The organism is Rhizobium sp. PAMB 3182, assembly GCF_052908355.1.
In genome coordinates this window covers 679,080-690,621 of sequence record NZ_CM128607.1, presented here as the reverse complement: position 1 = coordinate 690,621, position 11,542 = coordinate 679,080, and the positions used below count along the sequence as shown (strand labels likewise).

Annotated in this window: 13 protein-coding genes; 10 read left to right on the top strand and 3 right to left on the bottom strand. The window is 62.6% G+C overall.

The annotated features are described in order from the left end of the window. Positions 1-15: 15 nt before the first annotated feature. The 3 genes from ACU5AZ_RS03505 (at position 16) to ACU5AZ_RS03495 (ending at position 2,724) form a co-directional block, all read left to right on the top strand. Positions 16-453, top strand: coding sequence for a DUF6163 family protein (locus tag ACU5AZ_RS03505; protein ID WP_446824651.1), 438 nt, complete (start codon positions 16-18; stop codon positions 451-453). Positions 454-581: 128 nt separating this feature from the next. Further along, the gene (gene ldtR, locus ACU5AZ_RS03500) at positions 582-1,097 is read left to right on the top strand and encodes a transcriptional regulator LdtR (RefSeq protein ID WP_446824650.1); all 516 of its coding nucleotides are present in this window, start codon (positions 582-584) and stop codon (positions 1,095-1,097) included. A 301-nt stretch (positions 1,098-1,398) separates the two neighbouring features. Beyond that, positions 1,399-2,724, top strand: coding sequence for a L,D-transpeptidase family protein (locus ACU5AZ_RS03495; RefSeq protein WP_446824649.1), 1,326 nt, complete (start codon positions 1,399-1,401; stop codon positions 2,722-2,724). An 87-nt stretch (positions 2,725-2,811) separates the two neighbouring features. Here ACU5AZ_RS03495 and ACU5AZ_RS03490 read toward each other — a convergent pair whose 3' ends face one another. Next, positions 2,812-4,095: a glycosyltransferase gene (locus tag ACU5AZ_RS03490; RefSeq protein WP_446824648.1), complete on the bottom strand. Its 1,284-nt coding sequence runs from the start codon at positions 4,093-4,095 to the stop codon at positions 2,812-2,814. A gap of 207 nt (positions 4,096-4,302) precedes the next feature. Here ACU5AZ_RS03490 and glyA point away from each other — a divergent pair, with 207 nt between their 5' ends. Genes glyA through ACU5AZ_RS03470 form a run of 4 tightly spaced genes read left to right on the top strand, consistent with a single transcriptional unit; the run spans position 4,303 to position 7,779 of the window. Then, positions 4,303-5,592, top strand: coding sequence for a serine hydroxymethyltransferase (gene glyA, locus ACU5AZ_RS03485; protein WP_446824647.1), 1,290 nt, complete (start codon positions 4,303-4,305; stop codon positions 5,590-5,592). Between the two features lie 9 nt (positions 5,593-5,601). Further along, entirely contained in the window at positions 5,602-6,078 is a 477-nt protein-coding gene (gene nrdR, locus ACU5AZ_RS03480; protein WP_446824646.1) for a transcriptional regulator NrdR, read from the top strand. Positions 6,079-6,081: 3 nt separating this feature from the next. Beyond that, positions 6,082-7,173, top strand: coding sequence for a bifunctional diaminohydroxyphosphoribosylaminopyrimidine deaminase/5-amino-6-(5-phosphoribosylamino)uracil reductase RibD (ribD, locus tag ACU5AZ_RS03475; protein WP_446824645.1), 1,092 nt, complete (start codon positions 6,082-6,084; stop codon positions 7,171-7,173). Further along, the gene (locus tag ACU5AZ_RS03470; protein WP_446824644.1) at positions 7,174-7,779 is read left to right on the top strand and encodes a riboflavin synthase; all 606 of its coding nucleotides are present in this window, start codon (positions 7,174-7,176) and stop codon (positions 7,777-7,779) included. It begins immediately after the preceding gene. 99 nt (positions 7,780-7,878) lie between these two features. On the opposite strand, the gene ACU5AZ_RS03465 is transcribed toward ACU5AZ_RS03470, so the two are convergent. Both ACU5AZ_RS03465 and ACU5AZ_RS03460 read right to left on the bottom strand, forming a co-directional pair. Next, the gene (locus ACU5AZ_RS03465; RefSeq protein ID WP_446824643.1) at positions 7,879-8,238 is read right to left on the bottom strand and encodes a hypothetical protein; all 360 of its coding nucleotides are present in this window, start codon (positions 8,236-8,238) and stop codon (positions 7,879-7,881) included. A 190-nt stretch (positions 8,239-8,428) separates the two neighbouring features. After that, positions 8,429-8,977, bottom strand: coding sequence for a GNAT family N-acetyltransferase (locus ACU5AZ_RS03460; RefSeq protein WP_446824642.1), 549 nt, complete (start codon positions 8,975-8,977; stop codon positions 8,429-8,431). 195 nt (positions 8,978-9,172) lie between these two features. Here ACU5AZ_RS03460 and ACU5AZ_RS03455 point away from each other — a divergent pair, with 195 nt between their 5' ends. From ACU5AZ_RS03455 to ACU5AZ_RS03445, 3 genes are read left to right on the top strand one after another with little or no spacing between them, the layout of a single operon-like run. Further along, complete coding sequence (locus tag ACU5AZ_RS03455; protein WP_446824641.1) at positions 9,173-9,625, top strand: 6,7-dimethyl-8-ribityllumazine synthase; 453 nt, start codon at positions 9,173-9,175, stop codon at positions 9,623-9,625. A gap of 2 nt (positions 9,626-9,627) precedes the next feature. Further along, positions 9,628-10,107 (top strand): transcription antitermination factor NusB, encoded by a 480-nt coding sequence (gene nusB / locus ACU5AZ_RS03450; protein ID WP_446824640.1) that lies wholly within the window; start codon positions 9,628-9,630, stop codon positions 10,105-10,107. A 35-nt stretch (positions 10,108-10,142) separates the two neighbouring features. Next, positions 10,143-11,366 (top strand): MFS transporter, encoded by a 1,224-nt coding sequence (locus tag ACU5AZ_RS03445; protein ID WP_446824639.1) that lies wholly within the window; start codon positions 10,143-10,145, stop codon positions 11,364-11,366. The last annotated feature ends 176 nt before the right edge of the window (positions 11,367-11,542 follow it).

Below are 11,542 nucleotides of genomic sequence, written 5' to 3'. Positions count from 1 at the left end.
CATTATCGTTCGGCCATGTATTCTGATTCTCATCCCAAGGCGCAGTCCACGCTCACGCAGCGGCTCTTCCTTCTCTTTCTGAGAATGATCGCCATTGCCTGCTTCTGGTTCGGCCTTCAGTACTGGGCGATGCTCGTCGGCTTTTCCCTCGACGGACGCGGCCGCTTCGATCTCCTGTCCGTGCCGTGGCGCACGGCGGCAAGCGCGCTTGCCGTCCTGTTTCCGATCGCGTCGCTGGGCCTGTGGGTGAATGTCTCCTGGGGGGCGGTGGTCTGGGTTCTGGCCGCCGGCTGCCAGATGCTGATGTACAGTCTCTGGGCCTCGTCCTTTGGCTCGAATTGGATCATCTTTCCCATGCACGCGACAGTCGTCGTGCTTTACTGCCTCTTCCGGTTCCTGATCTGGCGCGAGCAGGACAAAGAGGGCAGGGATGTAACGGTTGATTCACCCTGAAACGCACTCGGCTTTTGGTAAGAGGCTGTTAAGCCTGCGTTTTAAGTAGAATTTTATGTGTATTCGATAGGGTCTCACTCAAGGCGGGAAGAACCATACACCGCCAAACAAAACAGTGAGGCAGTATCATGAACACCAATCTTCAGACCAAATCTGTCGGCCACGCCGATGCGAATGCCGAAGACGCAATCCGTGATCTCTACATGGAATCCCTGCACCTGGTCGAGCGGCTGCACCGCCGTCTCCTCGACGTCATCAAGGACGAGTTCGACCGTCAGGGCCGCAGCGATGTCAACGCCGTTCAGGCGCTGCTGCTCTTCAACATCGGCAACTCCGAACTGACCGCCGGCGAGCTGCGCTCGCGGGGCTACTACCTCGGCTCGAACGTCTCCTACAACGTCAAGAAGCTGGTCGACCTCGGTTTCATCAACCACCAGCGCTCGCGTGTCGACCGCCGTTCGGTCCGCATCAGCCTGACGGACAAGGGCCAGGAGATCGCCGAAGTGGTCGGCAAGCTCTACGAGCGCCATATCGGCTCGATCCAGAAGGTCGGCGGCATCGGCGAAGACGAATTCGGCCAGATGAACCGCCTCCTGCAGCGCCTTGACCGCTTCTGGAACGACTCGATCGCCTACCGCATGTAATCTGTGGCTGGCAGGCCTGTAATGAAAGCCGGGGGGGCACCCCGGCTTTTCGTATTTTGGTGCTGCTACCTGACCGCGCATGCCCGCTGACAGACACGAAACGGCCATATTGCCGTGTGAAACAGCGGACGAAAGTTTCCCCACGCGAAATTGACGAGATGCATTCGTCGCTTATTTCCGGATAAGGGTGGCCAATCGCCGCCCATCGGGGTAGAAAATGCGCATGAAAATCCGCTTCGGGAGCATGCCGCGGCGGTCCGACCGAACAGCCACACGCGAATGATTTGAAGAGCAACATCTGATGTCGAGAAAAATTTCCAATCCCTTCTCCCGCCGCGCGTTCCTGGGCACTGCCGCAAGTATCGGCGCGCTGGCAGCCTCCGGCCGGGCCAACGCCCAGTCGGTGCTCGACAGCCTGATCAACGCACCGGAGCGCGGCAACTGGGACGATCAGTTCGACGGCAACTCTTCCCGCCAGGCCGTGGCGGTCGTCTCCAACAATCCGGTGCTCGGCCCGTCCTCCGTCGCCAACATCACGCAGGCGATTTCCGACTACCAGATGATCGTTGCCAATGGCGGCTGGCCGATGGTGGATGGCAGCCAGAAGCTGCGCCTCGGCGCGGTCGATCCGTCCGTGCGCAACCTGCGCCAGCGGCTGATCGTAGCCGGCGACCTGGCGCAATCGGCCGGCGTTTCGGATTCCTATGACAGCTACGTTGATGGCGCCGTCAAGCGCTTCCAGGGTCGTCACGGACTGCCGGAAGACGGCGTTCTCGGCGAATACACGCTGAAGGCGATGAACATCACCGCCGATGTCCGCCTGGCGCAGCTCAACACCAACCTCAAGCGTCTGCAGGACATGTCGCCGGATCTCGGCCGGCGCTATGTCATGGTCAACATTCCGGCCGCCTATATCGAGGCCGTCGAGGACGATCGCGTCGCCCTGCGCAACACCGCGATCGTCGGCCGCATCAGCCGCCCGACTCCGATTCTCGATTCCAAAATCTACGAAGTGATCCTCAATCCCTACTGGACGTCGCCGCGCTCGATCATCCAGAAGGATATCATGCCGCTGATGCGCAAGGATCCGGAATACCTGGCGAAGAACAACATCCGTCTGTTCGACGCCAAGGGCGCCGAAGTCGATCCGTCGACGGTCGACTGGAATGCCGAGAAGGCTCCGAACCTGATGTTCCGCCAGGACCCGGGCGCCAACAACGCCATGGCCTCGACGAAGATCAACTTCCACAATCCCTATGCGGTCTACATGCATGACACGCCGCAGCAGGGCCTGTTCAACAAGCTGATGCGCTTCGAATCCTCGGGCTGCGTGCGCGTCCAGAACGTGCGCGACCTCATCACCTGGCTTTTGCGCGACACGCCCGGCTGGTCCCGTCAGCAGATCGAGGCGGTCATCCAGAGCCGCCAGAACAATCCGATCGAGCTTTCGCAGGAAGTGCCGGTCCACTTCGTCTACATCACCGCATGGTCCGCCAAGGACCGCGTCGTGCAGTTTCGCGACGACATCTACAAGATGGACGGCGCCAACGAACTGGCGCTCAACACGACCGCCGGCATCGAGCAGATCTCCGGCTCGGTCGAGGACGATCAGGTGCCGCAGCAGTAAGGCTGCGGTTCCGGTTCAACGCCGATTTGAAAGAAGGCAGGCTTCCTCCGCAAGGGCCTGCCTTTTCGCTGTCCGCAACCGCTAGTGTCAGGAGGGCAGGGCGTCGGCCGCCTTCTCTGCATCGGCAAGCGTTGCCGCCAGGATGTCGACGATCTCGAAGACGGCGCGGTTTTCCGGAATGTTATCCCGGATATTGGCCTTGTAGCTGTCGAGATTGTTGAGCAGCCGTTCGGTCGCCTCGGTGATGCCGCGCCGAAAGCTGGTCACGACGATGCCGAGGCCGTTTTCGTCCACCCAATCCGGATTGGGCTTTTCCTGTGGCATCGTGTGGGTGTTCTTCTCGACGATCACCGGCAGCCCCATGTGCACCGCCTCGCTGATGCTGCCGGGACCGGGCTTGCCGATGAAGAAGTCGGCGAGGCGCATGTAGTCGGCGACGTTGGAGACGAAGCCGACGGCATGGCAGCGCGGCCGGTCGGCGAGCGCTTCGAGCAGCTTGCCGTTCTTGCCGCAAAGCACGATCGCCTGGATCTTCCGCCTCGATTGCGAGAACTGGTCGAGAATCGCCTCCGTTGCCTTCGACGAGCCGTTGCCGCCGAACATGATGAGCGCGGTAGGAAGATCGGGATCGAGGCCGAGCGACAGGCGCGACAGTCCGCTGTCCTGAGGCTCCTCGTAGAACGAGCCCTTCAGGATCATGCCGGAGACGAGGTGTATGCGTTGTCTGGCGTAGTAGCCGGTCGACATCGCCTGCTCCAAGGCCTTTTTCGTGCCGCAGACCATGATCTGGTCCTGGTCTTCCATCCAGAAATGCGGCGGGCAGTCGACCATGTCGGTCATCACTGTGAGATAGGGCACATGGCTGTGCACCTTGCGCAGCGCGGCAAACATCACCCGGTTGAAATTCGGAATGACGGAGACGACGAGATCGGGGCGGGGCGTGCCGGCATTGCTCCAGCGGGCAGCAAGCAGTCGCTCGATGTCGTTCGACTGCCGGCGGATGAACGCCTGCAGGACCGGCAGGATCGTGCCCATGCCACGGGTCGCGCCGCGTTTCAGCGCATTGTTGTAGATGTCCTGTGCCTGCCAGGGCTCCATGGTGATGCGCGGCGCGACGGGTGTGAGAAGCTTAGACAGCGAACCGGTTACCGCCCGCGTCAGCCGGTGCACCGGATCGATCGGTTCGAGCAGCTTCTGCAGGTCGACCGGTATGACGGTCCACTCCGGATGGGTGTCCGCGATCAGGCGGCTGAGCGCAGTCATCGCGTTGCGATGGCCGCCGCCGGCATCGAAATAGAAGATTTCGACGACCTTGGGCGATGCTGTGGCAGTCTCGATCAAATTCGCGCCCTCATCATGACTGGCGCGCATAATTGAGGTTTTCCATTGCCAGTCAAGGGCGTGGCTTGGTTGCTCCGGGTGCGTTTCGACGCATGCGGGGCGGACGGGTGACGCAAACGGGCGCATGCGGGGCGGATTGATGCGCAAATATCACGGCCTGTATTGCTCTTGCCCGGTCCGGGCGGTAATACGCCATTCGCCTACTTCAGTTTCAGGCCACAGCAGGAGCCACCCACGATGACCGCATCAGAAGCCTTCTTCACCCGTACGCTTGCCGAAACCGATCCGGATATCTTTGGCGCGATCGAGAAGGAGCTGGGCCGCCAGCGTCACGAGATCGAACTGATCGCCTCCGAGAACATCGTCTCGCGCGCCGTCCTGGAAGCGCAGGGCTCGATCATGACCAACAAATATGCCGAAGGCTATCCGGGCAAGCGCTACTACGGCGGCTGCCAGTTTGTCGACATCGCCGAGGAACTGGCGATCGAGCGCGCCAAGAAGCTCTTTGGCGTCGAATATGCCAACGTTCAGCCGAACTCCGGTTCGCAGATGAACCAGGCCGTGTTCCTGGCGCTGCTGCAGCCGGGCGACACGTTCATGGGCCTCGACCTCAATTCCGGTGGCCACCTGACGCACGGTTCCCCGGTCAACATGTCCGGCAAGTGGTTCAACGTCGTTTCCTACGGCGTGCGCGAAGGCGACAACCTGCTCGACATGGATGAAGTGGAAGCCAAGGCCAAGGAAAGCAAGCCGAAGCTGATCATCGCCGGCGGCACCGCCTATTCCCGCATCTGGGACTGGAAGCGCTTCCGCGAGATCGCGGATTCGGTCGGCGCCCACCTGATGGTCGACATGGCCCACATCGCCGGCCTCGTTGCCGGTGGCGTGCATCCGTCGCCGTTCCCGCATTGCCATGTCGCGACCACCACGACCCACAAGTCGCTGCGTGGCCCGCGCGGCGGCATGATCCTGACCAACGACGAGGCGATCGCCAAGAAGATCAACTCGGCCGTGTTCCCCGGCCTGCAGGGCGGCCCGCTGATGCACGTCATTGCCGCCAAGGCCGTCGCCTTCGGTGAGGCGCTGCAGCCGGAATTCAAGGACTACGCTGCTCAGGTCGTCAAGAACGCCAAGACGCTGTCCGACACCCTGATCGCAGGCGGCGTCGACGTCGTCTCCGGCGGCACGGACAACCACCTGATGCTGGTCGACCTGCGCAAGAAGAACGCGACCGGCAAACGTGCCGAAGCAGCCCTTGGCCGCGCCTACATCACCTGCAACAAGAACGGCATCCCCTTCGATCCGGAAAAGCCCTTCGTCACCTCCGGTGTCCGCCTCGGCGCTCCGGCTGGCACGACCCGCGGCTTCAAGGAAGCCGAGTTCCGCGAAATCGGCAACCTGATCATCGAAGTGCTGGATGGCCTGAAGGTCGCCAACTCCGACGAAGGCAATGCTGCCGTCGAGGAAGCGGTACGCGGCAAGGTCGTCAGCCTGACCGGCCGTTTCCCGATGTACCCCTACATGTAAGGAGCGAGGATGCGCTGTCCCTTCTGCGGATCGCTCGACACGCAAGTCAAGGACTCCCGTCCGGCGGAGGATGGCACTGCCATCCGCCGCCGGCGCATATGCCCGGATTGCGCCGGACGCTTCACCACCTTCGAGCGCGTCCAGCTGCGTGAACTGACGGTTCTGAAGAAGACGGGCCGCAAGGTGCCGTTCGACCGTTCCAAGCTGGTCCGCTCCTTCGAGATCGCGCTGCGCAAGCGCCCGGTCGACGAGGAAAGGATTGAGCGCGCCGTCTCCGGCATCGTCCGGCGGCTGGAAAGCTCGGGCGAGGTCGAGATCCCCTCCGAGCAGATCGGCCTGCAGGTGCTGGAAGCGCTGAAGGCGCTCGATGACGTTGCCTTCGTGCGCTACGCGTCCGTCTACCGCGACTTCTCGCATGCGGAGGATTTTGAGAAGGTGATCGAAGAGATCAACGCCAAGATTGGCCGCGATCACGCGCTGGATTGAGCCATGGGCTTTACGCCGGAAGACAGGCGGTTCATGGCCGCAGCCCTCAGCACCGGGCGCCGCCATCAGGGCCTGACCGGCTCGAACCCCTCCGTCGGCTGCATCATCGTCAAGGATGGCAGCATCGTCGCCCGCGCGGTGACCGCACGCGGCGGCCGCCCGCATGCCGAGACGCAGGCCCTGGAACTGGCCGGAGAGGCCGCAAGGGGCGCCACCGCCTATGTCACTCTTGAACCCTGTTCCCACCACGGTCGGACGCCGCCCTGTGCCGATGCCCTCGTTGCCGCCGGCATCGTCCGCGTCGTCGTCGCGGTTCCAGATCCCGATGCGCGGGTATCGGGTCGCGGCTTGAAGCGGCTGGAAGAGGCCGGCATCAGGGTAGAAACGGGCCTGATGGAGCGTGAAGGCGCGCGGGATCTGTCCGGCTATCTTCTGCGGCAGACGAAGAAGCGGCCGCAAGTGATTCTGAAGATGGCGATTTCCGCCGATGGCAAGATCGGCCGGCTCGGCACCGGGCAGGTGGCGATCACCGGGGCGGAGGTGCGCGTCGAGGTCCACCGACTGCGGGCGAAATGCGACGCCATCATGATTGGCATCGGCACTGCGCTTGCAGACGATCCGGAATTGACCTGCCGCATTCCCGACTGGCAAGACCGCTCACCGCAGCGCATCGTGCTGGACCGCAGGCTCGACCTGCCGCTCGGCTCGAAGCTGGTGCGGTCGGCGGGAGACGTCCCGGTCATCGCGGTTGCCGGCAGCGAGGATTTTCCCGAGTTCGAGACCCGCAAGGCGGCGCTGGTCGACGCCGGGGTCGAGGTCGTTTCCTGCGCCCCGGACGATCCGTTGGCGCTTCTGGAGGCTCTGGCCTCACGCGGCATATCGACGATCATGCTCGAGGGCGGCGCGAGGACGGTTGAACGGTTTCTGTCCGCCGGTCTCATCGACTGCGCCATTCTCTATTCCGGGCCGGGGGAGATCGGGGAGGGCGGTATTGCCGCGCCGCTCGATCCATCCCATATGCCCGACGAATTCCGCCTCGTGCGGACGGGAAATATCGGTGCCGATCTGCGCCGCATTTTTGAAAGGGTCGCCTGAATGTTCACCGGAATTGTCACCGATGTCGGAACCGTCGTCTCCACGACCCCGATGAACGAAGGCGTGAAGCTGCGCATCGCCACCAATTACGATCCGAAGACCATCGAGATGGGCGCATCGATTGCCCATTCCGGCATATGCCTGACCGTGACCCGCCTGCCGGAAGAGGGGGCGAACGATCGCTGGTTCGAGGTCGAGGCCTGGGAGGAAGCGCTGCGGCTGACCACCATCGCCGGCTGGGGCGAGGGCACGAAGATCAATCTCGAACGCTCGTTGAAGATCGGCGACGAACTGGGCGGCCACATCGTCTCCGGTCACGTCGACGGACGGGCCGAAATCCTGTCGATCGAGCCGGAAGGTGACGCCTTCCGCTTCCGTTTGCGCGCGCCGCAGGAACTCGCCCGCTTCGTCGCACCCAAGGGTTCGATCGCACTGGACGGCACCTCGCTGACGGTCAACAAGGTCGACGGAACGGATTTCGACGTGCTTCTGATCCGCCACACGCTGGAGGTCACCACCTGGGGCGAGCGCCAGGCGGGCGACGAGGTGAATTTCGAAGTCGACACCATGGCCCGCTACGCGGCCCGGCTTGCGGAATTCAAGTAGACGCATCTTAAAAGCGAAGACCCCCGCATTCCAGGGAATGCAGGGGTCACCGAAAGGAACGCTTATGCGTTCATGTGCACCCTCGGGTGCGGGGTCCAACTATCTGAGATAGAAGGTTACGGTGCCGTCGGCCGCTTTCAGGGCGCCGGCGATATCATCGATGTTGACGTTCTGGGCCTTGAGCGCATCGCTCAGCGTCCGGTTCTCTTCGATGGACTGCCGCAGCATGGCGACGTCAGCCGCGTGGGCCGAGGCGTTATCGTCGAATGCCATCAGCGCCGGGTCGCCGTTGTCGAGCGAGCTGAGAGCAATCACGTCGAACTGGTTGGGGCCGAGCGTCTTGACGGTTGCGGTGATGCTGGACGGGCTTTCCGTCGCCATGCTGGCGGCGCTTGCAACGCCGGCCAGCGGCATTGCGGAAAGAAGAATGATGACGGGCATTTTGGCGAAACGGTTCATTGCAAGTCTCCTGTCAAATCCAGGCGGAACCGGGTTGGGTTGGTGGAAGTTCCGTCGTGTTACAGATCAGGAAATGGAGCGGAAAAAGTCGACTTCAATGCTTCTAACGCACTGAAATGTATTAAATATTCTTCATGAATTACGTCATGGAAATGCCATTTTTCGGGAGGCCGCGGTTTTATGTCGCTCGCTAAGGCGTGCCCGCTTCGGGGTGCTGGGCTCCATGCTTCCGGAAGAGAGTGACGACGCTGTCCCGGTATTGCGTGTCACACTCCCTGCGAAAGCCGAGCTTTTCGGCAAGACGGATGGAGGCGAGGTTCTCGGGGGTGATTATGGCGGAAAAGTCATGCGTCGCCACGGCGCCCTTTGCCCAGCGGAATGCCGTGCGCATGGCCTCTTCGCCATAGCCTTTTCCCTGGGCTGCCGACGATAGCAGCCAGCCGGCCTCCACGGTCCCCGAAAGAGACGGCTTCATGTCGCGGCGCATGTCGAGAAAGCCGGCCTCGCCGATGAGGCGACCCGTTTCCTTCTCCTCGATCGCCCAGAATCCGAACCCCAGATGATGCCAGTGGCCCGACACGCGCAGGAGCCGCGCCCAGCTCTCCTCTTCACTGGAGGGCTTGCCGGTGATGAAGCGAACGACGGCGGGATCGGTCCAAAGGGCGTGATAGATCTCGAAGTCCTCGCCGCGGTGCGGACGCAGGATAAGACGCGATGACTCAAGGGAAGGGACAGGCATGGCGATCATGGCTCCAAGGGTGCGGGGTTGGAGGCATTAGAGGTTGATTCCCGGTGGCAATCCAAGCCGTTTTCAAAGCGTGACAGCGCTGTCCGGCGGGGCAGACGAGAAAACACTTGCCAAGTGGCCGTCGGCGTGGTTTGACCGGCGCCTCACAGACAGCCGCCTGTATTGCTCCAATTGCGAAGGTCCATCATGTCCGAACCCACGCCGCATCTCCTTATTGTCGAAGCGCGCTTTTACGACGACATGGCGAACGCCCTGCTCGACGGTGCCAAGACGGCGCTCGAAGAAGCCGGCGCCACCTATGACGTGGTGACCGTTCCCGGAGCCCTGGAAATTCCGGCGGCAATCGCCTTCGCGCTCGATGCAGCCGACAGCGGCGCTGTCGTGTATGATGGTTACGTGGCGCTCGGCATGGTCATTCGCGGCGAGACCTATCATTTCGACATCGTCGCAAGTGAATCGTCGCGCGCGCTGATGGACCTCGCCGTTTCGGAATCGCTTGCTATCGGCAACGGCATCCTGACGGTCGAGAATGAAGAACAGGCTTGGGCGCGTGCGCGTCGCAGCGATAAGGACAAAGGCGGGTTTGCTGCCCGCGCGGCGCTGGCGATGATCGCGCTGAAGGAAAAACTTGGTGCATAGGAATGCCGGAAGCTGAAAACGAAAGACCGGTCAAACCGGCAAACCAGCGCGGCGCGGCAAGGCTCGCGGCCGTGCAGGCGCTCTACCAGATGGATATCGGCGGGACCGGCGTCCTTGACGTGGTCAGCGAATACGAGACCTATCGGCTCGGCCAGGAGCTCGACGGCGAGACCTACCTGAAGGCGGATGCCGCCTGGTTCCGCTCGATCGTCTCCGGTGTCGTGCGCGACCAGCGCAAGCTCGATCCGATGATCCGCGCCTGCCTGCAGGAGGACTGGCCGTTGTCCCGACTGGACACGACGGTGCGCGCCATCCTGAGGGCCGGGGCCTTCGAACTGCTGGAGCGCAAGGACGTTCCCGTCGCGGTGATCGTCACGGAATATATGGAGATCGCCCAGGCGTTCTTCGAGGATGATGAACCCAAGCTGGTCAATGCGGTTCTCGACCGCTTTGCCAAGAAGGTCAGGGACGGCGGCCGATAAGCCGCATGCCGAGCGCTCCGGGAGAGCAAACGCGGATGAACATGGCGGCCACGCAGGGGATTGAAGAGCAACTGCGGGTGGCCAAGCGAAAGGTCGCGGCTCTCGCGGTGGCCCAGGCGATCCAGGGCTCAGTGGCTCCCGTCTCCATCTCGCTCGGCGGCCTTGCCGGCTACCAGCTTCTCGCCGACGACAAGTCCTTCGCGACCCTGCCGGTGACCGGCTTCAATCTCGGCACAGCCTGCGGCGCGGCGCTGATCGCCATTCTGTCGCGCGTGATCGGCCGCAAATACAGCTTCATGACCGGCGCCGTGCTCGGTGCCTGCGGCGGTACGCTGGCGGCGATCGCCCTGATGCGCGGCAGCTTCTGGCTGTTTGCCCTGGCTCTCATGCTGATCGGCATTGCAAGCGGCTTCAACCAGAAGATCCGTTTTGCCGCCGCCGATGTCTCGCCGTCCTTCTACAAGCCGAAGGCGATCTCCTGGATCCTCGTCGGTGGCATCGTCTCCGCCGTGCTCGGCCCGCAGATTGCCATCTGGCTGAAGGATGCGCTGCCGACGGTGCCGTTTGCCGGCGCCTACATGGCCCTGATCCCGCTCTGCGCCGTCGTCTTCGTGCTGTTCGCCTTCCTGAAGCTTCCCGACATGCGCAAGCACGAGGCCGGCACCGCAGCGCCGCGCCCGCTGGGAGAGATCGTCAGGACGCAACGTTTCGTCACCGGCATGGTCTGCGGCATCTCGACCTACGCGCTGATGACCTTCATGATGACGGGCGCGCCGCTCGCCATGGTCTATGGCTGCGGCATCTCCACCGAACTGTCGACGCTCGGCATCCAGTGGCATGTGCTGGCGATGTTCGGCCCAAGCTTCTTCACCGGCATGCTCATTTCCCGCTACGGCGCCGAGCGGGTGGTGGCGATGGGCCTTGTGATCCTGATGGCCTGCGCGCTCGTTGCCCATGCGGGTATCGCGCTCTGGAACTTCTGGGGCGCGCTGATCCTGCTCGGCGTCGGCTGGAACTTCGGCTTCATCGGCGCGACCTCGATCGTCGCGTCCAGCTACCGGCCGGAAGAGGCCGACAAGGTGCAGGGTTTCCACGACATCGTCCTTTTCGGCTTCGTCGCCATGTCGTCCTTCCTGTCGGGCAAGGTCTACTTCGCCTTCGGCTGGTCGGTCATGACATTCGTCATCTGGCCGGTGACGGGTCTGTGCCTGATTCTGCTTGCTTTGCAGGTGCGCAAGGCCGCCAGGCGCACTGTCTGACCCCTTTCCACAATATCTGAGTGCCGAATCGTCGCGTTCCCTTGGCGGGACTTGACGGCGTTTGCGGTGCAACGCAATCTCCCCTTGCGCGGCGGTTTTTCCCTGGGGAGTGGCAGGGTCGTCGTGCTTTGATCCGGGGCACGATCACTGTGGCGCCGGCTTTGGGAGGAAAATGC